The organism is Bacteroidia bacterium (assembly GCA_019695265.1).
Classification (GTDB): Bacteria; Bacteroidota; Bacteroidia; order JAIBAJ01; family JAIBAJ01; genus JAIBAJ01.
The window spans coordinates 1-26,000 of record JAIBAJ010000048.1 but is presented as its reverse complement, the minus strand read 5'-3'; the positions used below and the strand labels follow the sequence as shown (position 1 = coordinate 26,000).

Annotated in this window: 25 protein-coding genes; 11 read left to right on the top strand and 14 right to left on the bottom strand. The window is 38.5% G+C overall.

The genetic code is table 11. The features are described 5' to 3' along the window. Nucleotides 1-166: 166 nt before the first annotated feature. The 11 genes from dcd to K1X82_08630 form a co-directional block, all read right to left on the bottom strand. Nucleotides 167-766: a dCTP deaminase gene (gene dcd / locus K1X82_08680; protein ID MBX7182172.1), complete on the bottom strand. Its 600-nt coding sequence runs from the start codon at nucleotides 764-766 to the stop codon at nucleotides 167-169. Next, nucleotides 763-1,827 carry a hypothetical protein gene (locus K1X82_08675; GenBank protein MBX7182171.1) on the bottom strand — a complete coding sequence of 355 codons (1,065 nt, stop codon included), beginning with the start codon at nucleotides 1,825-1,827 and terminating at the stop codon, nucleotides 763-765. Before K1X82_08675 ends, dcd begins: the two co-directional genes overlap by 4 nt. Before the next feature lie 10 nt (nucleotides 1,828-1,837). Further along, nucleotides 1,838-2,143 carry a hypothetical protein gene (locus tag K1X82_08670; protein MBX7182170.1) on the bottom strand — a complete coding sequence of 102 codons (306 nt, stop codon included), beginning with the start codon at nucleotides 2,141-2,143 and terminating at the stop codon, nucleotides 1,838-1,840. Between the two features lie 628 nt (nucleotides 2,144-2,771). After that, nucleotides 2,772-3,059: a hypothetical protein gene (locus K1X82_08665; protein MBX7182169.1), complete on the bottom strand. Its 288-nt coding sequence runs from the start codon at nucleotides 3,057-3,059 to the stop codon at nucleotides 2,772-2,774. Nucleotides 3,060-3,275: 216 nt separating this feature from the next. Beyond that, on the bottom strand, nucleotides 3,276-3,824 hold the full coding sequence (locus K1X82_08660) for a GNAT family N-acetyltransferase (GenBank protein ID MBX7182168.1): 549 nt from the start codon (nucleotides 3,822-3,824) through the stop codon (nucleotides 3,276-3,278). 201 nt (nucleotides 3,825-4,025) lie between these two features. Further along, on the bottom strand, nucleotides 4,026-4,523 hold the full coding sequence (locus tag K1X82_08655; protein MBX7182167.1) for a DUF4411 family protein: 498 nt from the start codon (nucleotides 4,521-4,523) through the stop codon (nucleotides 4,026-4,028). Further along, on the bottom strand, nucleotides 4,520-5,698 hold the full coding sequence (locus tag K1X82_08650) for an XRE family transcriptional regulator (protein ID MBX7182166.1): 1,179 nt from the start codon (nucleotides 5,696-5,698) through the stop codon (nucleotides 4,520-4,522). Before K1X82_08650 ends, K1X82_08655 begins: the two co-directional genes overlap by 4 nt. Nucleotides 5,699-6,614: 916 nt before the next feature. Next, nucleotides 6,615-7,562: a hypothetical protein gene (locus tag K1X82_08645; GenBank protein ID MBX7182165.1), complete on the bottom strand. Its 948-nt coding sequence runs from the start codon at nucleotides 7,560-7,562 to the stop codon at nucleotides 6,615-6,617. A 173-nt stretch (nucleotides 7,563-7,735) separates the two neighbouring features. Then, entirely contained in the window at nucleotides 7,736-7,948 is a 213-nt protein-coding gene (locus tag K1X82_08640) for a hypothetical protein (protein MBX7182164.1), read from the bottom strand. Then, nucleotides 7,938-8,660, bottom strand: a complete 723-nt coding sequence (locus K1X82_08635; protein ID MBX7182163.1) for a hypothetical protein — start codon at nucleotides 8,658-8,660, stop codon at nucleotides 7,938-7,940. Before K1X82_08635 ends, K1X82_08640 begins: the two co-directional genes overlap by 11 nt. A gap of 4 nt (nucleotides 8,661-8,664) precedes the next feature. Beyond that, a complete protein-coding gene (locus K1X82_08630) occupies nucleotides 8,665-9,420 on the bottom strand; it encodes a potassium channel family protein (GenBank protein MBX7182162.1) in 756 nt (251 codons plus the stop codon). Nucleotides 9,421-10,233: 813 nt separating this feature from the next. On the opposite strand from K1X82_08630, the gene K1X82_08625 reads away from it, so the two are divergent. Continuing rightward, nucleotides 10,234-11,016 carry an aspartyl/asparaginyl beta-hydroxylase domain-containing protein gene (locus K1X82_08625; protein MBX7182161.1) on the top strand — a complete coding sequence of 261 codons (783 nt, stop codon included), beginning with the start codon at nucleotides 10,234-10,236 and terminating at the stop codon, nucleotides 11,014-11,016. Here the strand turns inward: K1X82_08625 and K1X82_08620 are convergent. Both K1X82_08620 and K1X82_08615 read right to left on the bottom strand, forming a co-directional pair. Continuing rightward, the gene (locus K1X82_08620) at nucleotides 11,013-11,792 is read right to left on the bottom strand and encodes an aspartyl/asparaginyl beta-hydroxylase domain-containing protein (protein ID MBX7182160.1); all 780 of its coding nucleotides are present in this window, start codon (nucleotides 11,790-11,792) and stop codon (nucleotides 11,013-11,015) included. The genes K1X82_08625 and K1X82_08620 overlap by 4 nt on opposite strands. Before the next feature lie 30 nt (nucleotides 11,793-11,822). Then, complete coding sequence (locus tag K1X82_08615) at nucleotides 11,823-12,911, bottom strand: cupin-like domain-containing protein (GenBank protein MBX7182159.1); 1,089 nt, start codon at nucleotides 12,909-12,911, stop codon at nucleotides 11,823-11,825. Nucleotides 12,912-12,923: 12 nt separating this feature from the next. Between K1X82_08615 and K1X82_08610 the strand changes: the two genes are divergently transcribed. The 10 genes from K1X82_08610 (at nucleotide 12,924) to K1X82_08565 (ending at nucleotide 24,762) form a co-directional block, all read left to right on the top strand. Continuing rightward, a complete protein-coding gene (locus tag K1X82_08610; GenBank protein MBX7182158.1) occupies nucleotides 12,924-14,498 on the top strand; it encodes a B12-binding domain-containing radical SAM protein in 1,575 nt (524 codons plus the stop codon). Between the two features lie 91 nt (nucleotides 14,499-14,589). Then, nucleotides 14,590-15,570 (top strand): SGNH/GDSL hydrolase family protein, encoded by a 981-nt coding sequence (locus tag K1X82_08605; GenBank protein ID MBX7182157.1) that lies wholly within the window; start codon nucleotides 14,590-14,592, stop codon nucleotides 15,568-15,570. Then, nucleotides 15,560-17,227, top strand: a complete 1,668-nt coding sequence (locus K1X82_08600; GenBank protein ID MBX7182156.1) for a hypothetical protein — start codon at nucleotides 15,560-15,562, stop codon at nucleotides 17,225-17,227. The genes K1X82_08605 and K1X82_08600 overlap by 11 nt, the downstream gene beginning before the upstream one ends. Continuing rightward, the gene (locus K1X82_08595; GenBank protein ID MBX7182155.1) at nucleotides 17,211-18,197 is read left to right on the top strand and encodes a hypothetical protein; all 987 of its coding nucleotides are present in this window, start codon (nucleotides 17,211-17,213) and stop codon (nucleotides 18,195-18,197) included. Before K1X82_08600 ends, K1X82_08595 begins: the two co-directional genes overlap by 17 nt. Then, nucleotides 18,190-19,425: an ATP-binding cassette domain-containing protein gene (locus K1X82_08590; GenBank protein ID MBX7182154.1), complete on the top strand. Its 1,236-nt coding sequence runs from the start codon at nucleotides 18,190-18,192 to the stop codon at nucleotides 19,423-19,425. The genes K1X82_08595 and K1X82_08590 overlap by 8 nt, the downstream gene beginning before the upstream one ends. Nucleotides 19,426-19,451: 26 nt before the next feature. Next, nucleotides 19,452-20,303, top strand: coding sequence for a hypothetical protein (locus K1X82_08585; protein MBX7182153.1), 852 nt, complete (start codon nucleotides 19,452-19,454; stop codon nucleotides 20,301-20,303). Between the two features lie 223 nt (nucleotides 20,304-20,526). Continuing rightward, on the top strand, nucleotides 20,527-21,417 hold the full coding sequence (locus K1X82_08580) for a phytanoyl-CoA dioxygenase family protein (GenBank protein ID MBX7182152.1): 891 nt from the start codon (nucleotides 20,527-20,529) through the stop codon (nucleotides 21,415-21,417). Nucleotides 21,418-21,427: 10 nt separating this feature from the next. Next, nucleotides 21,428-22,234, top strand: a complete 807-nt coding sequence (locus K1X82_08575; protein ID MBX7182151.1) for a 2OG-Fe(II) oxygenase family protein — start codon at nucleotides 21,428-21,430, stop codon at nucleotides 22,232-22,234. Nucleotides 22,235-22,247: 13 nt separating this feature from the next. Next, nucleotides 22,248-23,075 carry a phytanoyl-CoA dioxygenase family protein gene (locus K1X82_08570; GenBank protein MBX7182150.1) on the top strand — a complete coding sequence of 276 codons (828 nt, stop codon included), beginning with the start codon at nucleotides 22,248-22,250 and terminating at the stop codon, nucleotides 23,073-23,075. Then, nucleotides 23,068-24,762, top strand: coding sequence for a phytanoyl-CoA dioxygenase family protein (locus K1X82_08565; protein ID MBX7182149.1), 1,695 nt, complete (start codon nucleotides 23,068-23,070; stop codon nucleotides 24,760-24,762). The genes K1X82_08570 and K1X82_08565 overlap by 8 nt, the downstream gene beginning before the upstream one ends. Here K1X82_08565 and K1X82_08560 read toward each other — a convergent pair. Continuing rightward, nucleotides 24,750-25,598: a 2OG-Fe(II) oxygenase gene (locus K1X82_08560; protein ID MBX7182148.1), complete on the bottom strand. Its 849-nt coding sequence runs from the start codon at nucleotides 25,596-25,598 to the stop codon at nucleotides 24,750-24,752. The genes K1X82_08565 and K1X82_08560 overlap by 13 nt on opposite strands. Between the last annotated feature and the right edge of the window lie 402 nt (nucleotides 25,599-26,000).

Sequence of the window (26,000 nt, the reverse complement as noted above, 5' to 3'; positions counted from 1 at the left end):
AATCTCGTAAAACTAACGGCAAAAATTAGAATCCCCATAGTATTTTAAAACTAGACACGCTTCTGTCAACACAGGCTTAAGCCGAAATTCCGCTGCGCTTCACTTCGGTTAAGCCCTTATATGTTATATGTGGATTTAGTTTTTTTATAAATTTACTTTATATTTATTAGAATAAATTTGTACCTAGTTTTTTTAAAGTAACGTTTTCACTATCAAGAACCGCTAAAGAAACTTCAGGACGAACTTGACAAACATATTTTCTAGGTTTAGCAAAATAATCTGCGTTCTCTTTAATGCGATAGAATCTTGCTTGAATTATTCGAGATCCAACTGTAATTTTTACTGGTGTGTTATTTATATTAGTTAATTCCATAGAGATACATCCACAATATCCGGGTTCAACAATTGAGGAAATGGATAAACCTAATCTACTATATGAACTTCTCATAGTTAGTGACATATATACATCAGGTGGAAGCTTGACATATTCTAATGTTGAACAAAGGACTGTTTGCAAGGGGTGAAATAGAAATGATGACCCCACTAGCCGTCGAGTCTCTTGAAAAAAGCTACTTGAAGGATCTGGATTCTCGTAATTTGATACATCAATTGCTGAATTTCTACCTTGAAATGAAAGTAAAAAATCTGTTTCCAGCCGAAAATCAATGGAGAGTTCGCCTATTTGGGCTTCGTCTAAAAGTGGGCGAATAACAATTTCTTTAGTATCTAAAACCAAACTTCTCAATTCTGTTTTTGATATACTCATATTGAATTCCAGTTAGTTGTAACAATATAATTGCTAATTGACTTTTCAATTAGATTATTTATAATTTTGTAAGCAGTGTCATTATCAAATTTATCAACTAAAAAGTTGCGCCGATTTTGCCAATTCTCCCAACCGGTAAGAAATATAGAGTGTAATTGTTTTTCATTACTTATTTCAAAAGGAATTAATTGATTAAATATTTCAGGATCAATTATCTCGTGCCTTACTTCAATTGACTTTCCTGTTCTAATTGTTGTCGTATTATTTAGATGTTGAATTTCAGTAACAGAGATATTTGATAAAAATTTCCTTATTAATTCAATTCTATCATCAGTTGCTGGATGACTTTGAGATCGAGGATTTTTGTAAGCGATGTAGTTTAAAAAATAATTTGATGCAGGACCTATATATTGAGCCGCAAATAAATCTGCAAAATACTCCATGTAATGATGATATTTAGCATTTAAATCTTCTCTGCTCGATATTATAATGACACCATTTAAAATCAAATTATTTATAGTTGTTTCTGAAATTTTAAAATGCAAATCTATAAAATGACCAAGCTCGTGATATAGTACAACATTTGCTAAATAGTCATGAACATAATATCTGGGGAGTGTGATTTGAATTAGTCTATATTCAAATTTAATGTTATAATCATTTTCAATTAATTGATAAATTGGTTCATTTAAAGCTAAATATGAATTAAAACTGTAACTTAATAATTCATTTGAAAGTGATGTTACAACAATAAATTTATTTAGCGGAATCCACTCGTTCAATACAATTTCTAAACAATAAACTATTTCAAAGGGAATTATAGTAAGTGTGCTATTATCTAAATATTGTATACTAGCGAATATGAAGTCTATTATTTTTTTCTTTTCGATTAATTGAGATGGATTTAAACTTGTTAAATCTTCCTGAATTAAAGCATTAAATAATTTACTTAAGTTATCATGATATCCTTTCTTCCTATTATCAGAATACTTATTGAATTTCGATTTTTGAATTGTTTTAGATAATTGAGCTAAGTTTAACTCAAGCGTTCTATAGTCCATGCGCCTATTATTAAACCAATTGTGCTATATCATCCTTAAGAAATCGGCTAATTTCTTTATAATCGTCTTCTTTTAAGTTTGATACATCTAGATGCACAAAATACTCAGTGTGGTTTAATGCAAACAAAGTAACAATATCGAATATATCTATTGAGACGCCCGTATAATCAATGTTTTTATTAGCAAGAAGCTTGGCTTCTTGCAATATTTTGGAAAATATTTCCACATATTTCGCATTGTTGCTATCTATAATTCTCTCTAAAAATGAATTGTATAATTCAAATTTATCTATAGAGCTATTTTGAGCGAAGTACATATTTTAATTTTTTCAAATATCAATCTTTCTGAGAAGCTGTTTTTTTTAAGTTGGCAAAGATACTAACTTTTTATTGTTAAAAAACTTGACTTGCTTAAAAGTTTAATATTTTTTAAACGATTGAATACAAGCAATATATAAAAATGTCGATGACTGAATATGAAATCGCATATAACTACCGGCTACCTCCCCCTTCCTCTCCCTTACCCAGCCAATAGCATGCAATTATGTGCATTTTTTATTAATAAAAAAATGGTTTTAATTTTAGTAATCCTTAACTCCTATTCAATATGCTATGTGCCAAATAATTGGAAAAAGTTAAACCAATTTAAAGACTGCTCTTAACAGCCGTCTTTGGAAGGCCTTCCCATTGTAGTTCCTGCAACATAGCCACTCGCTTCGCTTGAGCTCCACTGTTGTTTCTCGTTCACTACTTTGGCTTCCATCTTCTGAAAAGCATTCAACAAACTGACTGGTTTGTTGAATTAAGACATACTCGGTTTGGCGCTACAAGAAGATGATGCTGTAAGCACGAATATAGTTGTGGACCACCAAATTTTCAGTAACCACAAATGTATCAGCGTAGCACTGAACCGCCAATTTCTTGTAAGTGTTGTTATGGGTTGTGCTATTCACTTTCATTTAGTATTTTCATAATACTTGTTGCATGTGGTTCACAATCAAAGTTAGTCAGGTGCAATTTGAAGGCTTCATTCAAAACTTCTTTTAGCATTTTAAGCGTTTGCGTTAGTGTCACCTTTCGCTCAGGGAAGTCAAATTCGATTTCTAAGTTAAATATTAGATCTTTGGCTTCAGTATCATAATTATTTATGTCGGTAATTTCAAATTGCGAATCCTTCGCCGGATTCCATTCTGTTAATATTTTTTTTATTCTTTCAATCTTGTCGTTAGTCATGTTTTTTGAATATTATTTAGGTTTTCAACTGCATTAATTAACTTCATTTCCTAAGATATTTTTAACATTCACTATATTTTGAGGCATAACCCATAACGGTCCCGGTGCAGGGGCGGTAAGCGAATTTACAGATAAATGTTATTGCGAAGCACAAAATTCAGGCAACCGCAAAATGTGGATTCGGAGCACAAAACCGCTTATGGCGATTGCCCTGTGTTAGCTGTTCGGCTTTTTATTTTCCCAAGTTGTCTTTTTCAATTCAAACCAATCTGTTGGGTCGCCTTCATAGTTAAAAGTTTCTTGAAAATCAAAACCCAATTTAGTCAACACCTTTTTTGAATTTACATTTTTCGGATCAGTTATAGCAAAAATTTTATCAACATTTAAGTTTGCAAATCCATAGTCCAAAATTGCGATTGAAGATTCTGTAGCAAAACCTTTCCCCCAATGTTTTTTCTTAAACCTATAACCTAGTTCGTAAAAATTGTTGTGTTTATTTAATGGTTGGTTAAAATATTTTAGTCCTGACCAACCAATACATTCGTTTGTTAATTTGTCAATTACAGCCCAACGAGCAATTCCATTTTCCTTGTATTGCTTTTTGAGCATTTCAATCACTTTTGTTATTTCGTCAATTGATTTTACAGGATTATTTTCAATAAACAGATGAACTTCTGGGTCAGAGTCCATTTCGAATAAGTCATTCTCGTCTGAGTATTCTAATTCTCTTAAAATTAATCGTTCTGTCTCTGCTAAAATTCTCATTTGTCAATTGTTTCTACTCTTACTGTTTCGTTTTTTAAGCTGACCGCCAACGTTTCCATGGCAGGGGCCGTAAGCGAATGTACAGATAAAGGTAATTTCGAAGCACAAAACTTAGGTTACTGAGAATATTAATTTCGAAGCACAAAATCGTTTATGGTGCTTGCCCAGTGTTGGCGGTTCGTTCTTCTTTTCTGTCGTTGGTTAGGTCAAGGAACATTGGAATTTAATGTCTAACTCGTCAATAAATTGGAAGTCGTTTATCCATCTAATTCTCATGTTGTCACAAACGTTGGGTATTTTTATTTTCTGCGAGTTTAAAGCGGTTACCTTTTCTTCTTTAGTAACGATTGTCGCGTTTTCGTGTAAAGCGTGAGCAATAACCCAAGGGTCAGCTAATGAACGAGCTTTTGTATTATCAACTAAAAGCGGATAATTTTGTAAAATTTTACGAATGTGAATTGTAATTGGTTCGCTAATTTTATTGATTGGAATTTTACTCCCTTTCAACCATTTTGAGAGGTCATCTTCTGTCCGAATGATTTCTTCATAAACTAATTCAGGAATAAAAATCTTTCCGTTTTTGCCGAGTTCGGTTAGGATTTTCCAGTAATCAGGGCAGAATTTGGGGTTGTAATATTTTTGCCACGCTTGGATTAGCACATTGGCATCCAAACAATATTTGTTTGCCTTTGTGCTCATCTAAATAGTTGTGATTCGAGTTTCGGAAATTTGTTTACTTGAACATTTAAAAGATTGCTAGCCAATGTTGGCTCAATAAAGCCACCACGAAATGCATCTAAAACAGTTTGAGTAAAAAGTCTACTGTTTCTGTTTAGTTGCAGTAAAAAGTAATTCGGCCCACCTGGTTTCTCCTTTTCTTTTTGTTTAGCTTTTTTTTCTGCTTCTCTTTTCAAATACTCTGCATAATAAATGTCAGCTTGCTTTTTTAACTTCTGATATGTTGGTATAGAAATGATATTAAGATTCAATGCACGAACTAAGAGAGCAAATGAACTTACTCCTAATTGTTTTGAAACCTTGAAAACATCTTTAGATGTCTGAAAAGAAGCTGAATCAAAACTCAAAACAATTTCTTTTGGCATTAAAGCATTCGCTGCAACCTCATTGCAGAATAATTCTACTGTATGAAACTTGTCTTTATGTTTTATATCGGGTTCAACTTCATTTGATATTCCAGTTTCAGCTATCCAGATATGAGCTAACTCATGAACAAGTGTGAATAATTGTGGTGCATTCCAATCGTCCGAATTTACAAAAACGAATGGTGCGTGTGGATCTGCAATTGCAAAACCTTGCAACTCCTCCGAATCTAGTTTAAGTCTTGAGTGAATAAAACTTGTTCTTGAAACAAAAATGCCATTCGTTTCTGCTGCATCAATCCATTCTTTAATTGGGTTGTCTGACTTGTAGGATGCAGGATTTATTTTCAATGTATCAAGAATGTCTTTTGCTACTTTTTGGGGATTATCCTTTGTCGAATAGCGACCTACAAAAGCTAATTTGTCTTCTTGATTTTCTGAATAAACATCACTTATCCAAGCTAGCTTTTGTTGGATTTCTCTAATGATAAAAATTGAAGATGTTGTCAGATTTTTTGAGCCTGATTTTCTGAAGTCTTGAAGTGGCTGAAAGTCACGAGGAACTTCTGGCAAAAAGAATAAAGCAAATGGTCTTTTATATGCTTTGGCAAGTGTTTGTGCTTGTCTTATAGTCGGTTGATTTGTTCCTTCTTCCCACTCTTTTAATTTGTCAACCGTTACAGAAACTTTGGCAGCAGCAGTTTCTTCGGTCATTCTTGCCGATTCTCTTGCCCATTTCAGAACATTTGGTGTTATGTATGCTTTATCTGCCATTTACGTCTCAAAAATACAAAATTTAGGGTCGGTTTCGTCAAAACACCAATGTTTTTCGGTTGCTGCCGGTATTTTAGAATGACCGCCAATCGGGTCACCCAAGGGAATTTCACCCTTAGGTTCCCACAGAACCGTACGTGAAGGTATGTTCATGGATAGTTAATTTTTTAATAGTATTCACGAATGCTACGCAATTCCCTTCATACGGCTCTTCTAGTTTCATCACAAATGTATTCAAACATCATGGATTTACCAATATCCAATGTGGAAAAAGTTCCGGATTTTGCTTAAATTTCGAACGCAGCCAATGAAGTGATTTTTACTTGCATAAACCCTTTTCCCATTCAACCCATTTCCATCTTCATTCTCAACCCATTTAAACACCAAACAAACCAATGAAAAATAAAAAAACTGCAAAAGCGGTAAGGGAAACCTATGCCTTATCAGTAACAAAAAAGGCGAAATTGGAGCAACAAATGACCCTTTACCAATTTTAATTTATAAATAGTCCAAAGACTTTTTATAAATTTAGACAGATAAACGCCTAGTATACAGTAAGTTAGTCTAATATTTTCAAGAAAAATTTACACTTAAAATTGTACTAAACAAAATGTCCATTCGGTAATAAGTCTAAATCAAACTTACTCAAACCTATTCCAATGGTCAGATTAACCAAAAATAAAACACCATTTTGGAACATTTCTGTGAGGGAAATCTCAGAAAACTAAAGGCAAAAATTAGAATCCCCATAGTATTTTAAAACTAGACACGCTTCTGACGAAGGTTCCGAAGGATTTCGGAATCTTCGTCACAGTTCCGTTGTAATTACGGAACGAAATTACTCCTACCGTCGTGAGAATAGTTTCGCTGCGCTTCACTTCGGTTAAGCCCTTATATTTTGGCGGCTGGGTTTCTGCTAGAAGTCCATTTTTGTCTGATTGTCGAGTTCATCTTTTATTTTCTTGTAACGCTTGCCTTGTTCTGTTTCTATAATTTTTCCATTCTCAATTTTACCTAAAACTGTCTGAACGGTGTAACCCATATTTTGAATAATTCCAAGCTCGTCAATTTGTCGCTTAACTTTTAGTAAACAGCCAATGTAATAGCCATCGTGAAAAGTGATATCACCTTTTAACACCGATTTTCTATACTCATCGTCATTCATATAAAAGTCAATTGGTCGTCCCTCGTAAATGCCTTTCCATTTATACTTACCGTTAATGACAACAGGTGCTGCAATTTCAATAATTGCGTTTTCAATTGTCAGCGGTGGCAAGTCATTAGAAGTCAGAATGAACTTGTGAAAGTCCTTTCTGTCAACAATGTTTGGTTTTACAACCTCTTTCCTTTCATAATATGTCGAGGTCGAAATGTGTGTAACATTAGAATATGAGTTGAGCGTTTGATAAAAGTTGGACTTGTGTTTAATGACCTTGATGTTACCATCAAAAAACAAAACTGTGTCCTGAACAACGCTACTATTCTCTTTGTCGCTGTTGAGTTCCTTTTTTATTTTCTCAATGTTCAATCTTTTTTCCTCGTTGTCGAGTTGCAAGTTTTCTTTTTGTAGTCGCTCTAACTCTCGGTTAGAAACAGGAATTCTTGAGAGAATTAAAGTCAGCACACAAGCGATAAGAGTAAGCTGCTTGTCATTTTTACCAATGAGTTTCCAAAAGTCCTTAAACCCACCGTCTCCAGCTGGCTCTGCTAAAACTGTTATGTCGTAGTCGAGTGCTGCGATAATGTCCCTGGCAATTGTCAAAACCTCTGTCTCGCACTTGTTTCTCACAAATGCGTCAATTAGGTGAGAGTTGTCACCAAGGAAGTAATGAAGTTCTATTTTATTTGCCTGTTCTATTTTCACAGTTGTCTATTTCTTGGTTATCCGTCTAACCATGCCACTAACGTTCCCGGTGCAGAAGCTGTAAGCCAATTTACAGATAAATGTTCATACGAAGCACAAAATCCAGGCTACAGAAAAATGTGGATTCGAAGCACAAAACCGATTATGGCTTTTGCACCGTGTTAGCCGTAGTTTTATCTTTTTGTTAATCTAATTTCTTTTATTTCAATATTTTTTAGTACTTCATCTTTGTCAAGTTTCAAATAAGAAGAATTAAAAATTATTCTTTTTTTTAAAATCGTTCCATCCTTTAATTCAATGTCGGCAATTTGATAACCCATTCCATTCTCAGGTAAAGTTTCTAAATATTTTGAAAACTTTTCTGATAATTCTAACTTATTTTCCATAGTCTCTTTTCTCTAAATATGTACCATCTGAAGTGCCATTTTCAAAATATATTTCAATTCCTCCACCATCGTGTCCAAAGTCCGGTTGGACTATACCACGTTGTAATGTATTTGTGTTTTTGGGCTTAATGAAAAAGGCCCATTTAATTTTCTCATCATTTGGAAGTGCATATCTATCAACTGGGTCATCATTTGTTGAATAACAGTCTTTGTAGTCTTGTTCAGTTGTTGTGTAAGAACCTTCTTTTAATTTCTTATTGACAAAATCAATTCTTTTGTCATCTTCATAAGCAGAAACTCTTACAAAAACTTCTATGCCATTTGCAAATTCTTTTGAATTATCAATTGCACCTTTTCCACCTGATTTTCGTTTTATATTCTTCTTATCTGTATCACTCATTACTTTAATTCTAGGAATTAAATTTTCGGAAATATTAATGAAACTTTTTTTACTAAATACTTGGATTGAACTTGTATTAATATTAAGTAAATTGGATTCATTTAGAATTGCGGAAAAGCTTTTAGTAAAAGCAAGTTCTTTATTTCTTTTAAAACTGTTATCAAGGTCAATAATTAATTGACCATTATAAACACAAAATTTTTCTCTTGTGTTGCTACCCATTCTTGTTGCTTCAATAATTTGGTAACCCATTCCTGTCTCTGGTTTAGAGAGTAAAGCTGCTGTGTCTGTTGAATAAAGTTTGTGTATCATTCTTTTAATTTTTCTTGTTGTAAAATGTTTCGTCTTCAATTTTTGTTGTAACATTTGAAATAATTACAACCACTAAAAATAGCGAAATAATTACTTGAAAAATTACTATTCTTATTAATAAATCATTTTTGGGAACTATGTCACCGTAACCTATAGTTGCAGAGGTTACAAAGCTAAAATAAATTGATTGTAAATTTGAAATGTGTGAAACTGCATTTGTTGAATTTGGAATAAACATAGTATTAGCAATGTCAATATTTGTATGGTCTATATAAGAATAAACAAACGCAAAAAATAAACAAATTTCTACATAATTTATAAAAACCATTAGTAAGCTTCTTTTATAACTTATAGGCTGTCTAAAAACATCATTAAGGAAAATTCTGCTCGCTAAAAAATGTAGAGTATCAAAAGTTATTATTGAAGTTAAAATTAAGAAAAAGTAACTTTGTGTTTTATCAAATATTACAAGAATTAAATAATAAAAAAACACTTTCCCAATTCCTAAAAATTCGACAGTAAGTCGTCTATGAATAATATTATCTGTACCACTTAATTGCCTAAAAACGCCACTTGGAATAATAAAAGCTGTTAATTGTAAAAAAAGTCTAAATAATCTTTCTATTCCAAAATCATTATATGTTTTGTTATACCAAATATCTTTCAAGTTTTGGGTCTGCTTTTCATAATACGGATTTGGTTTAGACTGTTCGTCTGTTTCGTTTCCAAAGAAAAGTATTTTTAAAAATCTTGAAATCATAATGTTATTTAAGTGTCTCGAAAAATTACGGCAACTACCATCTACCTCTCCCTTTCTCTCTTCAGTTCGGTCAATAGTATGCAAATATGTGCACTTTTTTGGAATAAAAAAAATAGTTTTTACTTTAAGTATCTTTAATTAATATTTCAATAAGCTATGTGCTAAAAAATTGGATATAGTTACACCATATGATTCGCATACAACTTAATTTTTATCCTTTTTTTGTTATTTTTTTTAAAAAATTGAAAAGCTCAAATGGTCCCATTGGAATGTGGTATATTGGCTTAAACAGCTTTTGAATCGGCACATGATACTGTAAATTTCAAAATAGTTTTAGCCTGATTCTTCAAAAATATGGATATAAAGTAGGCTGATTGGGTTTGCACCATCGGGCAACGATAGAGGCAAGTAGCCCACAGGACACCGACGGCGTTAGCCTAGGGGGACGAGGACTACAGCCGATAGCGTGACCCGAACGCCAGTGCAGATAGCCTGGAGATTTTGCAAAAAATGGATGGCGGAGGGGGCCCGCATAAAAAGTATTACTAAAATCGCCGATTCCTCCTGGTTGATTAGTACAGCATACTCTAGCACTTGTACTCTAAAAACTTGGATGATAACTCTAATTACAGATTTGGGATTAAACAGTCTACTAAGAAAAAGGTAATTTAGACAATTAACCATGCATTAATAAGCCCTAATAATCAGGCTGTTACACTAATATCCAGGTCATATCCCGTTTTAAAAAATTCGGCTAAATGAAGTTTACCCGGAAAGCATTGTCCATTTTTATACATTTGAAAAAAATTCAGAATGGAATCCAAGTATACATGGCCGGAGGGAGAACCAATTGTTTATTTACGACCTCCAAAAGAAGAATACCATGGGAAATTGCCCAATTTCTATCCTCCTGAATGGTTTCCGGAATTGGATATTTTGGCCAAAAACTGGGAGGCTATACGTGATGAAATTTTGGAATTTGAAAAGCATAATGGCTACATCAAAGGCATGAGTTATTTTTCTTCCCCGGCTGAAACCGTAGGCGCAGAAAAATGGAGTACCATTAACCTGATGAGCTATTACCGCAAGCTTCACAGCAACCGGAAAAAGTTTCCACTCTTAACCGGATTAACCGATCAAATTGATAACATAACAACGGTTACTATCAGTGTATTACCTCCGAAAACCGATATTAAACCTCATTATGGTGATACCAACGGAATTATTCGGGCACACCTTGGCTTGGTAGTTCCGGACCATTATCCCATTACGGCTATTAAAGTAGGAAACGAAGAAAGAGGATGGGAAGACGGGAAATTACTGCTATTTACCGTGGTTTGCCAACACGAAGTATGGAGTAAATCAGAACACCGTCGCTACGTTTTAATCGTGGATTTTGTACCCAAATTACTCCAACATAAAATGGTTGAAATTTGCGCTAAAACCTTAGGAAGCCAGAGCTATATATTCTTTTACAAAAAACTTGCCTTGGTTCGAAAATTCCCTGAGCCCGTAGCCGACTTTTTCTGCTACCTTTTCTATTTGATCTGGAGAATTTATTTACCAATTCAACGAACCTTCCCGTTTTTATACTAAGGCAATTTTAGCGCACGTTGCAAAGGAAGATAGATGCGCCAAAGTAAGGATAGTACCCGGTGAAAAAACCTGGCGAATGACATGGGTAATTTTCTGAAAATGGAAAACTTTCTTTCGATAAAAATGTAGCTCAAAGCTCCAAGAACTTGCGAACAAAGCTTATACAGGTTGGTTTTCATAAACCCGGGAACAATATCCACAATCAGAATATACCTTCTTTGGTTTGATCTGTTCCAGACTTCATGAAGATGGGCTTCAGTAAAAACAAGAAGCTCTCCTTCTTTCCAACCCCTTTCTTCACCTCCAACCCGAATTCCGCAAACCGGATATTCTTCCGGTATTACCAATCCCAAATGACACCGTACTATCCCATCCGTATCTCCGTAATGTGGACTAACATAACCACCCGGCGACAAAATGCTGATGGAGGCAAGTGAACAATTAGGTATTTTATCAACGATAGATGATGTTACAGGAAACATCTTCCTGTTTCGATGCGACCTCCAAAGGAAGTTATCCAAATAAAAATTACTCCAGTTTTCGTCGCTACTGATAGGCGGAGTATTGTAGGTTTTATGTCCTTTCAGTTTGCCTTGTTCTTGTTCTACCCGTAAAATTTCATCCCGGATTTCCTTCCAGTTTTCAGATAGAACACGTAGTTCAGGAAAATCTTCCGGAGGGTAAAAAAACGGCAATTGGCTGGAATATTCTATTGGCCGGATAAAGACCGTTGGAGTCCATTCCGAATACCTAGCATTTTCCCTAACCTTTGCCATGCTGTTTTACTTTAACAAACCCAATTCTCCCTATTTATTCTTTTTCACATAATTGTGTACATCCGGTCTGGAAGGCAACAAGGTATCGATGAAATAAGGTTTGGTAGAAAGAAAAAAGCAGGTGGCCAGCATTTTAGAGGAATTAAAACCGGCAAACACATCAGCAAACTTGTAAGCCACCCCAATCGAATCGGTTACATTCTCCACCTGATGCCAAACCATGGAAGGGAAATACAAAACATCGCCCGGATTAATAGTAATTTCTAATGGTTTAGCGTACTTCAGCAAGGGATAATCCTGGTTATTGATATCATGTACCGGGTCAGAATCGGTGTAGAAATAATTAAACCTTTTAGGCCTTACACCTAAAAATAAGCGATGAGAAGTAGGATAAAAAATCCACTTCTTTGTACCTTCCAATTGCACAAAAATGGTAATTGCATAACCATTGTGAATTGGAGTATGGGTACTTTTCCCACCCATAAAAAAATAAAACAAGTCGTTGGCTGCTCTTTTGGGTCTAAATTTGGTTAACCATTTGTTATCAAAATCATTCCGTAAATCCGACTTTTCCTCCACTATTCTTGAAAATTTGAGGTAGCGTTTGGAACCATTCTTCATGTTGGTAATGTAGTCTCTCAACTTGATGGTTTCGTAGTCTCCAACTGTTTCTTCTTTTTTCACCATTCCCGGATTATTTACCAACACCACATCCTCTTCCCCAAATTTTTCGGCAAAGAAATCGAATCCCCACTTTTTGGTAGCTTCCCAATCGTTGGCTAATCCCCGGTAAACGACCGGAAAGTGAGGATGACGATAAGGTTCCGGATAATTTCCCGGAAAATGTTCTATTACTTTAAAATCTTCTTGTAAATGTGGATTCTTAAGAATATGCTCTTCAATTTTCCGGTAAAGGCGTTTTTCCGTATTTCCAAAAAGTTTCTGATACTTCTTTTCGCCAAGAAAGTGCTCAATGAAAAACAAGCAATTATAGGCAATCCAATGGGAGCTTTTTACATTAACCGGACGCATAATGAATAAAAATTTTAAGGTAAAGGATTTTACCCTGTTTGGAACAAAAGTAGAAATACTTTGGTAAGTCAGGATGATTTTTGTCATCTTTGCATGTCCATGAAAATCTGTCTGATTAACCCTCCCAGACTCATGAAACCCATGAGTGCAGCCATGAAGCCTTCTCCTTCCCTGGGATTGGCATTCATAGCCGGTGCGCTTAGCAGGGAAGGTCACCAAATTCAGACGATTGATGCTTTGGCAGAGGCCCCAAACCAATATCTTCAATTCAAAGATGATATTGTATTGAACGGACTAACCGAAAAACAAATCGCCCAACTCATCGAACCCGATGTGCAGGTTATTGGTTTGAGCCTTATGTTTAGCGGAAACTGGCTTCATAACCGGGTTTTAATCGACTACCTGGGAGAGGCTTTCCCCGGAGTTTTGATTGTTGCCGGGGGTGAACACCTAACCGCCGTTCCTGAATACTGCATTGAACAAACCACTCATTTGCATGTTTGTGTTTGTGGGGAAGGCGAACAAGCGATAGTGGATGTTACCCATGCCTTTGAGCACAAGTTGGGATTTGACAATATTCCGGGCATTGTATTTCGTAACAAGGAAGGAAAACCTGTTCGAACCCTGGCAAAAGCCCGAATCAAAGATGTAGAAGGTATTGCCCGTCCGGCCTGGGAATTCTTTCCTCTTGATAAATACCGTCAAAACAGTATCATTTATGGTGTTGACCGCGATGTAAATTCCGTACCCCTGAGTGCTACACGTGGCTGCCCCTACAGTTGCACCTTCTGCTCCAGCCCTCAAATGTGGGGCACCCGATACTACATGCGAAGTCCGCAGGATGTAGTAGATGAAATGGAAACCTTTATCCGAAAATTTGACATAGGAAATTTTGACTTTTACGACCTCACTGCTATCATCAAACGGGAATGGATTTTGGAATTTGCTCAGGAAGTAATTAAGCGAAATCTGAAAATTACCTGGCAAATACCTGCCGGAACCCGCTCCGAAGCCATCGATCAGGAGGTTGCCAAATACCTCTATATGTCAGGATGCACCAATATCACCTATGCCCCGGAAAGCGGATCACCCAATATCCTGAAATTAATTAAAAAGAAGGTTTCCCTCCCTACCATGTTGAAGTCGATAAAATACTCCAACGAGGAAAAAATGAATATCAAAATCAATATGATTATTGGTTTCCCCGACGAAACGCATCAGGATGTTTGGAAAACCATGTGGTTCCTGATAAAAGCCAGTTGGTATGGAGTGCACGATATGTCGCCTTCGGTTTTTTCACCTTACCCGGGAAGTGAATTGTTTGATCGGTTGCTCAAGGAAGGTAAAATCAACATGAACGATGATAGCTACTTCTATCAGATTGTTTACGTCGATACCTTTTTTAATAACTATTTCTACAACAAAAACATCAATAAATACATGCTAAGGTTTTATCACTTGAGTTACCTGTTTGTATTTTACACTTCCAATTTTGTATTCCATCCTTTGCGAGCCTTCCGAACCCTCAAAAACCTTCTCACCGGAAAATACGAATCCAGGGCTGAAATGGCGTTAGGGGAGTTAGTAAAGCGTTCTAAAATAAGTATTTACACCAAAGAAGAAGAAATTCAGCCGGCCAAGGAAGTGAAAAATAAACCTGTTATGCAATCCTGATTTCTTATTCCTCCCTCTTCCCGCATTATTGAAAAAACTCAACCAATTCTCAGCCAATGTATAGGTAAAACAAGGCAACAAATGGAAATACATGAAGAAATCACTTCTCCGAATAACTTACTTGCTTTGTGCCGTTTCCCTTTTATGCGAATTAGGTATTCGACTGGCCGGATTTAAACCCTATCAACCCATTTCCTTTCAGGCCAATCAAATCCGAATTCAACCTTACCCGGTATTTCAACCGGATTCCACCCTGGGCTATGCTCTTAAACCCGGAACTTACCGATTCTACTACCCCGATAGTACTTTTTGGACCGCAACAATCGACCAAAACCACCACCGTATTACCACCCATAAACCAATCAGCGCCAAGCAATCTATTTATATTCTTGGCTGCTCCTTTACCTTTGGATCTGGCCTGGAAGATTCGTCCACCTTTCCCTATCTGCTTCAACAAAACACCAATACATACCGGGTGCTTAACCTGGGTGTAGGAGGATACGGCATTGCTCAAGCCTACCTCGAACTCCAAAAACTTCCACTGGATTCCAACGACAAAGTTGTCTATGCCTTTATTGGCGAACACCACCAACGCTATACCCAACAAGCGTTTAAAAAACTCCTTCCCAGCAAGGCCGAATTGCAACCCTATCAATTTGTACAACTAAACGAAAATCTTCAACCGGTCTACTTCAAGTTCAACTACCATCCTCTGCCCTTAATCTCCTATTCCGCTTTCCTCAACCTCATCGATGACCAATGGATTATCCACCTCGATAAAACTAAACTTAACAAAACCATCGCCCAAAAGGCATTGGTCGAAATGAACCAACTTTGCCGAAAAAAAGGAGTTCAATTTGTCTTTATGACACTTCAAAAAGACCAAGAAATCATGGAAATGGGAAAATTCTGCATGGCAAATCAAATTCCTTTTCTCGATGCTTCCCTGGATCTCAACCTGGCCGAATACAACCTTCAACCTTACGACGACCATCCCAATGCAAAAGCAAACAGGTATTATAAAAACAAACTCTATGACTTAATTTTCCCTCCTTCACCCAATGAAGATTAATATTAAAAACACCTTTCTTATCTTCTTCCTGGTCTTTTCGGTACACCTGGTTTACTCCATTTTCCACAATCAGTTTTTTTTCGAAGAATACGAATCCCTGTTTAATGGTTTATTATCCGGCTCCCTCACTCCCGGAATGTGCTACGACAACCTGTACTACTTCGGACAAATAGGCTTAAGCACCATTTATGCGAACCTCTACCCGGCCTCACAAACCATACCTTGGATACCACTTAGTCAACTCCTGTTCCTGCTCTTCGCCTTATTCTTTTTTGCCAGGCAGATATGCCCCGACTCTTCACTGCACGAAAAGGGACTTTGGTTCTTACTCCTGCTGCTCCCTTGCCTCGAAAGCTTCCATTTTCTGAATATTACCCGAATTTCCTTTACCTTACTTAGCATAGGTTACCTAACCTTGCTTCAGTTACAGCCTTCCAAAACATCCAAAGTCATCGCCCACCTGCTTATCCTGATTGGAATACTCATTCGTCCGGAACCGGGCGGTGTGGTGCTTCTTCTGGTTACTTCTGCTTACCTGCTTACCAATCCTAACACGATCCGGTTAAAACTCCTTACCCTCACTAAAACCTTGTGGCCATCCTTGCTCCTACTTTCCTCCCTCGGATTATACTTCACCTACGATTTTCAGCACAGCTCCGACTTCTACAAACAAATTGAGCCTGATGTAGAATACGAACTAATGGTTAACAACCACTTTGTTTCTCCGCCGGACTCTAGCCAAAACCCTATCGCCTATTGGAGGTACCAAGCCATTTACAAGGGCTTTTGGGGCGATAGCAAAACCAATAACGCTACTTACCTCCGAAGTCTTATTTCAAGCGAAAACCAATTTCAACCTCAATATCTGTTTAATTCCTTTTACAATTTTTCAGAATTGGTCAAACTCAATCTTCCCATTATCCTCTTTCTGCATTTCCTGTTCCTGCTGCTTTTCTATTATTCCAATACCCAAGAAAAAACCAAGCTCCTTCTCTTTCATCTGTTTTTTCTAACCTTGATTTACCTTCTCATATTCCGAATTAAAATGGTGGAACGCTTGTTTGTTCCGGCCTTAGCCTTTTCCTCTCTTTTCTACCTTACCCTGCTCAAAAACAAAGTTCAATCTTACCGGACTTTTCAATTATGGCCAACACTTGCTTTCTTTCTATTTACCTTTTCCCACCTTTGGAACCTCCAACATAAACTTCAAAAATACCATTCCGACCGGGAATCTGCTCAAAACAGCTATTCTCAAATTCAAAATTACCTGAAAAGTCAGGATTTGGTTGTATGGGGCGAATCCGCTGCCTCGCTGTTGTTTAAATCCCAAAAACCAACTTCCGTTTGGAAGCTTCAACACCCAACCATTCTTTTCAACTCTCTGGCTCTCTGTTCAATTGAACCCTACCAATCCTTCCTCCGAACAGAATTAAACTGCGACCCTACCGATTATTCTTCCATTTTCACCAAATTTGCAGAAAATAAAAATACCACCTTTATCTTTCGTAGCGACGAAGTGAACTTTTTAGAAAACTACCTTAGGGTGGTGCATGGAATGGAAATTAAATTCCAACTCCGAAACACAAGAGGCTTCCAGGCTCCAAACGAAAAAACGGTGTATATTTATTCCATTCAGCCGCATGAAGAACGCCAGTAAAATAATCGGATTAACACTTCTTATTCTGTTGGCTTTGGAGGCTATGGCCTGGATTTGGTTAAACCGAACCTGTCAAAGCCTGCCCTTCTTCTATTCCCCTTCTACTCCACCGGTTAACCTCGGAAAATTCAATTACTGCCAAATCGACCCCCTGCTTGGTTGGGATATTGGAAACCCCAAAACCTACCAACATTCGAAAGGCTGCATCCTCCTTCAACCCGCTATTAAAACCAATAAACCCTTTGTTGTTTACATTTCCGGAGGATCTACCACCGACCTACTGTACGATTCACTCAATTGGCCAGCCCTTCTTCATAAAAAAATCCTGCAAAACCAACTCCCCATCCAAATACAATTGGCTTCCGTGGCAGGCTACAATAGTGGACAAGAGCTTCTGAAGCTGCTACGTTTCAACCCTCCAGCCCCCAACTTACACCTCTCCTACTCAGGTGCCAATGAAATAGAAAATCCCGACTTTGTTTCGTCTTACGAACAAAGCATTTACCAACAGGCACTTTACCCTAAACCAAGTAAATTCCTTCCCAACCTGGTTCACCTGCTTCGCCCAAAATCTACCCTCGTTTTAAGCAAACCCTTTCGCAACAAACCCTCTTCTTATTGGCTAAACAACATGAAAACCATGAACAACCTGGCTGTGGCACAAGGTTACTCCTTTGTGGGTATTCTTCAGCCGGTGGCAGGAGTTTCTTGTAAAATCCCCGATTCCATCGCACCGGGTGCCTTGCAATACTTAAAATTGTATCCCGATTTTTATGGCTCCGTTCGTATGGAAATTCCTAAACTTAACTACCTCCTCGACCTTTCATCCTCCTTTCAAAATGAAACAGAATCACCTTTTCTGGACGATTGCCACTTGAAAAACAAACTATACCAGCAACAAATAGCCAACCGAATTTACGAGGTAATTGTCAAACACTATAACGAAAAAAGAAACGAAACAAATGAATGATTCGCCGATTCTTCGTGTCAACACCCTCGATAAATACTTCGAGAACGATTTAGGTGAACAAATTCCTATCTTAAACAACATTTCTTTTACCCTACAAAAAGGACAATCCATCGGATTAATCGGAAAAAATGGCTCAGGAAAAACCACCCTGCTAAAAATACTCTCCCAAATTATCCGTCCTTCCGCCGGTCAATTGGAACTTTTCGGTAAACACATCGCCATGATTGATGTGGACGGCTTCTTTAATCAAGAACTTAGCGGTGAAAGTAATACTCGATTCTACCTCCAATTACAAGGATTAACCCCTTCCCAAATCGACCGGATTATTCCGGCAATCCAAGCATTTAGTGGTATTGGCAACTATTTCAACAAACCCCTGAAATCCTATTCCAAAGGAATGCAAATTCGACTCATTCTTTCCACTATCCTGGAATTGGATGCCGATTTGTTCATTATCGATGAGGTCTTCTTTGCCGGAGACAGAGAATTCTTACTCCACCTCGTTCAACGCCAAAAACAAATGCGCGAAAATGGGGTATCATTCCTTATTGCCTCCCATAACCTGTCCGAACTACTCGAAATGACCGAGGAATGCATTTGGATCGAAGACCACAGCATTAAAATGAAGGATGCATCCTCCATCGTTTTAAAAGAATACCAAAACCAAATCAACCGTAAATTTTCAGAAGATAAAATCCTGGAAAGTCAATTGGCATTTGATTTATTCGCCTCCAACTATGTAGCCCGCTTTAGCGATATTCCGGCACACGAATTGGAAAATCAGTGGATACAAAACCTGCATATCGAAATCAATTCCCGGCCACAACCTACCTATTTCAACGGCTTCAGTCTCCAAATTTCCTACCTCCAAAAAGATTATACATTTCAGATTTTCCCCGGAATTCACCTGCTGAATTTCAAAAACCAATCCATTTGTATCTCCGCTTCCATCAATAGCCATTCCATACAGGAACAAAAAAACAACAACTCCAGGCAAGCTCAAAAATCCTTCACTTTTCAATTTCCGCCTCAACACCTCATCCAAGGTCGCTACCTGCTTAAATTTATTTTCTTTAAAGAACCGGCCAACCAAATTCCTCATGTCGAAGAAGCTTTTCAAATCGAAAAAACCTTACTGCTCGAAATCTTTCCGGATGCTCAGATTGTTTATGGTGAAGACCTGTATAAATGCCCGATTAACCTATACAATTGCTGGAAATTTTCCTAGGTTTCACCCCACTTACCTCCTATGCCATGATTAAACAAGTAACCATCGAAAACCCCGCCGGTATCCAACTTTCACTGGAAGACTTCTACCTCAAAAAAGTAGACCTTCAATCCCTGAAAAACCTGACACCGGCCTTGGTTTGCGATGAACTGAAACAAGCTATTTTAACCCTGGCTCAAACCCATTCCAACAAAAAACTTCAGTTGCCCGATGGCTATTTTCTGCCATTACCTTATTCCACCATTAACGAACGTTTCGAAAACGATTCCGAAGCAGTTTCTAACTACCTGGATACGGCTGGTTTTGTAATCGAAAACTTCAAAATTTCCTCCGGGCAAACTTCCCTCTTTCAATGGTTTGAATCCCTCCTGCACCAAACCTTTCAGGAAAAGCCTTCCTTGCTCCATTTCAATAATCGCTCCTTTGCACCTTTCGGTATCCGGTTTCTGGAAGCTGAAAAAAACGGCATCGATATTCATTGCGAAAATGCCTTTCTGCATCAATTGGCACCTTCCTTTCGAAACTGGCTCTACCAACAAGTTGATATCGAAAACTCCATCTCCTTCTTCCTTGTTCTTCAAGGCCCCATCCAAGGAGGCGAACTGGTTGTTTATTCCATCGATTGGGACAGCTTTCCGCTTAAACTCGACACTACGAATTACGAAGAAAGGCACGACGTAAATGGCTCTCTTTTCAAAAATCGCAACCTTCACCATTTCCAAACGGAGTTTTTCCCCATGCAAACCGGTGAGGCTATCGTATTTCGAGCGGCTCAGTTATGGCACGCCATTCATGCTATCGGACCGGGACAAAACCGCATTACTATTGGCTGTTTCCTCGCCAAGGGCCGTGATGGAAACTTCTATTATTGGGCTTAATCAACCTATTTGATGTTGCCACATTTCTTTTTTTTAATGTTGTTGGGGGGTCCCATTCGCTACTTGGCTTTTTATAAATCTATAACATACTGCAAGCGCTCATGGTCGGGCTTTCGCCGGTACTCCTCGTCGCCCTTGGCTAGCGCCGCGGGCTCCTGTGGGGTACCCTGCTCTATCCCTACCCCGGGTGCAGTGCAAACCCAAGCTTTTTCTATTCCATCCCATGCAGCTTTTTCACGATAACTTACTAAATGAAGCTTTCCAAAAGCAAGGATTTGTAAAAATACCCCTGCTCAACAGTTCCCAGGTAGAAAAACTTCTGCATTTCTATTCCAACCAAATCGAATCCCACCAACAACAACAAACCAACCGCGGATTTCTCACCACCAGCAATACCTTTAACAAGGAGCTGGTACAAAAAGTCGATCAATTCAACAAAAGCATCCTTCTACCCGAATTAAACAAATACCTCTGCAACGCTACCTTTACCATTTCTAACTTTCTGGTAAAAGAACCAAATCCCGAATCGGTTGTGCCGCCTCACCAGGATTGGTTGCTCGTAGACGAATCCCAATTCACTTCCTTCAATGTGTGGATTTGTCTCCATCCTGCCAACTCTAACAGCGGACAATTGCGCCTTATCCCCGGTTCTCACTTACTAAACCAATCCCATCGCCTCAGCGGACAAACAGCCTACTTCAACGATTTTATTTCTGAACTGGAACCCTACTTTGTGGAGCAACCTACCCTTCCCGGCGAATGCCTAATTTTCCACCATTCCATTATCCATGCTTCCTCCGAAAATAAATCAGGGAAACCTCGTGTAGCCTGCGTCATTGGCGGCTTTTCAAAGGATGCCAAGCTGTACTTTTTTCAACCCGACCCAAGCCGGACCAATGGACTACTTCGCTTCAGCATCCAACCCGAAACATTCCTACAAATGGGTATAAATTACGATCCGCCTCAATCTTGTTACCCACCTGAACAAATTCATGGTATTTTTGAACATTGGACCCTGGATCAATTTCTGAGAAAATTGCACCAAAAATTTCCCGAAACACCGGTTAGTTTTTGGACCAAATTCAGAAACTGGCTGGCCGGGTATTCCAACTAATTCCGTCGTCATGAAAATAATTGATGCTGCTTACCATCCTGATCATTCTAACCTGGATATTTTGAAAGATCTGGAACAAGGAAACTCCGATGTAGTTGTACTTCGCAACTTCCTTAACCCGGATGAAATCCGGGATTTACTGCAGGTATTCCACAACTACAACCAATACTATCAAGTGTATGATGGTTATATTGGTTTCCCCAGGCCTTTCGACCATATTCCACGCAATCCACAACAGGATTACGACTCCGAAACCAAGGCCTACTTGCAAAACATGAAACATAATAACATTGGTGAAAGGTTTCAGGCCAAATTAAAAACCCTTTCCCAATCCTATCACTTGCAATTTAATGATTCATCCAGGCAAATAACCCATTCCAAAACCTGGTCCAGCATGAGGGAACTGGCACTTGGTAAAGGCTATTTTGAAATCCACTGCGGTCGACTGTTTCAAGACTGGAACAAAGACTATTTCGATTTCTTCTCCGGCAAGGCTGATATTGATACCCAATTCGCCTTTCTAATTGTTCTTCAACGTCCAGAAACCGATTGCGATATCGAAATTTTCGACCTAACCTGGCAGAACTGCGATACCAAAATCAATAAGGATTTCCTGCAATTAAAATCCGGAGAAAAACTAAGGGTTCAAAACATACCTTCCGAAAAAGTGGTTCTGATGGAAGGCGATGTATTGGTGTTTAACGAAGGCGATTACTGGCACTTAGTACCTCCGTTTATTGGTGAAAAACCCCGCATCTCCTTTGGCGGATTTATGACAAAACTAAAGGATAACCAAAATTACCTGGTTTGGTCTTAAACCAGGCTTAAAAATGATGGAGCTAATTTGTCCAATTCAAAATCAGGCCTTGAAAGCCCAATTCCTACAACAAGGATTTGTGGTTATTCCTGCCCTGTTCCAACCCGACAAAATTCATCAGCTCCAAAACATAAGCTCCAATTACTTTTCTCATAAAGACCAAGCTTTCCTTTATTCCTTAATGGAAAACAATCCGGAGAATAACCACTTGCTTCACCAAACCATCTCCGAGTTAATACTACCTGAATTGGGACAAATCTTTACCCAATTCAAAATGAAAAGCACTTCCTTGCTGATAAAGCCCGGAATCAGCGGAAGCGAAATGCACTTACACCAGGATTGGACCTTTACCAACGAGGAAAATTTCTCCCCTGTAACGGTGTGGATTGCACTTCAACATACCAATTCAAACAATGGCTGCTTATTTGTATTACCTCAATCGCATCGTTGGTTCAAAAACTACCGATCGCACCACTACGAAACCGCCCGAATCGACAAAAACGCATTGGGCAAAAAGGTGGTTTCTATTCCGGTTCAACCGGGCGATGTAGTTCTTTTTCATCCGGCCGTATTTCATGGTTCCTTTCCCAACCAATCAAACCAGGATCGGGTAGTGGTTTCTTCAACCATTTTACCCAACCAAGCACCTTACCTCCATGTGAAAAGGAAAACTGCTACCCAAGCTCAACTCTTTCACATCAACGATGCTACTTTCTTTTTCGATTTGGCCAAGCTAAACCACAGCTATGGATTTGAATCCGAACAAACCGAAGTGCTTCCATATATACATTCCATACCTACCACCGAAGATTTGTTGTTTCATTTGAATTCCCATGTTTAAGGACCTACCATTAAAAAATTGCCTGGAAAGGCTTGGTTTCGTTAGACTTCAGGGCTTTCAAGCCTCCACCCTTTCTGAACTGTGGGAACTTTACCAAAATACCTACATCCAAACCCATAAAAACAGGGATTTGATGGTTACACACAACATCAACCACCAAACCTCCCCATTTCAAATCCATAAAAAAATAAGTAGTATCGTTTCCAACGATTTGAACAAGTTGTTGAGTGGATATAAAATCTTTGCCAGTCATTTTGCAGTTAAAAAGGCCCATAGCCAAAACGCCTTCCAACTTCACCAGGATTGGTCCATTACCAACGAAACCCAATTCCCCAATTTCCAAATTTGGATTCCGCTATCTACCGCCTATCCCGAAAATGGCGGCATGTGTTTTTTACCCCAAAGCCATCTGTTTTACTCCAACCTTCGTTCGGGAAGTCATAGCATCCCCAGGGTTGAAATAGAAGAAAAGTTATATCCTTACCTTTCTTTTTGCAGACTTTTGAAAGGCGAGGCTGTCGCCTTTTATACCAAAACATTTCATGGTTCTTTCTTAAATTCAACACCCGAAGATCGGGTTGGTGTAATCCTTAACCTGCTTCCTATGGAGGCTCCCACCTACTATTACCACCGTGAAAAAACTGGAGAAACTTCGGTACATACCTTTACCACCCAAACCTTATTCGAACATCTCCAAGACCTTGAGAAGGGTTTGCTGCCTTTTTCCAATCCAATTGAAACCCTGTCAACCCCGGATTACCAAAACGATGCGATAAATGCAATTGATTTATTGGAAAAAGTAAACCAATTTGCCCTTTCTGAAAACCGAAGACCAGGCTACGAACACAAGGAAACCCACATACTACGAAATGCCGATCTGGAAAAAGAAATAAACCATTGGGGATTTGAAACCATTGACTTTCTAGGTCCGGATGAAATCACCTCGCTTCAAGAGGTTTTCAAAACTTTTTTCCCCGACCGAAGTGTTTACCAAGGTTCCTATTCCAGTATGAGTGTCTTGGATAGCCCAACCCGAAAAAAAGCCCATGAAGCCATACAAGCGATCATAAAACCCAGGCTGGACCTACTATTTAAAAACTATTTCTGTCCGGTGAGTTTGCTGTATTCCAGGCGACCGGATGGTTACCATAAATTGGAATGGCACAGCGATCCGGCATTCCACTTCAATGAACACCTTGTACCTATTTATGGCATCTGGTGCCCTTTGCACGAAGTAACGCCCGAAACCGGTGGCTTAAAACTAATGCCGGGCGGACATCGCCTGGTACCAAAACTTAACCTCACCTTTCTGAATTGGAAATGGCCTCTCGACGATTACCGAACCTTGCTGGATACCTATGGCAAGGGATTTCATTTAAAGCCCGGACAAGCCCTGATATACGATACTCGAATGATACACAGTTCGGAACCCAACAATGGAAATTTTGAACGAGATAATATCGTTATGCGAATTTGTCCCCAAGGCTCTGAATTTTTTAAATTCGTTAAACAAACCGATCAAATAGGGCAAATTTTCCAAGTCGACCAAAGTCATTTCTTCACCGAAAACGCTAAACTACATCACCTGCCACCCCACGAAAAGGCTGAAAATCAGATGTATATTTTTAATTATGAACTTACCGAAACCAAAATTCGGAACTATTTCAAAGCCCTTTACGACCAATAAAACATGGTTTGATCGTCTTCGGAGAAATTAATAAACCCTCCAAAGGTGATCCGGGGCAGTGCACCAACAATAGGTTCAACCCGATGCCAAATTCGGCCTCCATAAAAAATAAGCATGTCGCCCGGTTGTGGATTGTATTTAACCTGATTCACCTCGGTTAAATAGATGCGATTTCCGTCCCGATCCAGCACAAATTCATTGTTTTCCGGAAAATCTTTGGCATTCACATTTTCCCAAACCATGTCGTACAAGGTAAGTTCACCACCTTGCTCCGGTTGCTGAATAACCACAAAAAAGCTAAGTTGTCCTTCCTTCTTCATGGGTTCCACGGCTTGATAATATTTGGGCGATTGCTCTTGAAACAAGTATCCGCAATGCACATACAAACCACCCATTCCGGGGTAAAAATGCCTAACGGTTGCTGCCACTGCCGGATAATTGTCCAACACCGTAGCAGGAACTTGAACCCGATAATCTCCGGCAACGAGTTCCATGGCATTTTGCAAGGCAGCATGAAATCGTTCAAATCCAAACGTTTGGAATGCTTTATTTTTTTCAACGTAGTTCCTGGCCCTTTCGTCCAGGTCGCTGATGGTAGCAAAAGGATCGGGCAAAATGGTTCCTGTATTGGTTTTTAAGAAACGATCGGCCGGAATTTCAGCGGTTAATTTTTTAAACGATTCTACTTCGTCAGGACTGAATACTCCTTTTACAATAAACCCTTCCAAATCACCTTGGTGAACCCGCTTTACCAGGTTTTGCTTAGAGGTATGGGATGCTTGAGCCGGAATTACTTCAAAATTGAACTTAACCTGATTGGTGTTAAATCGTTTCATGGCAAAATTTCTCAAAATTAGGGATTAAAATGGACGCAGAGGCAAAGCGCCCGGTTTTGATGATTTTTTACCTCGTTTTGTGTAGTTGGTTCAGAGGTAACAGGCAGGAAGCTTAGGCCGTGAAAATAGTTTTGTTGAAATAAAACTGCTCGGGCTTGCACCTTCGGGCAACGATAGAGGCAAGTAGCCCACAGGACCCCGACGGCGTTAGCCTAGGGGGACGAGGACTACAGCCGATAGCGTGACCCGAACGCCCCTTTCGTAATTCCTGAGATATGCAATTTCCTTATTGGGCGGAAGGGGGCCCGCAACATCCAAAAATTTAAAATAAAGTAGGTAAATTACCAAGCTAGGGTATTAACACTTGAAATTTATAGCTTACCTTCATGCCAAATTTTGCTG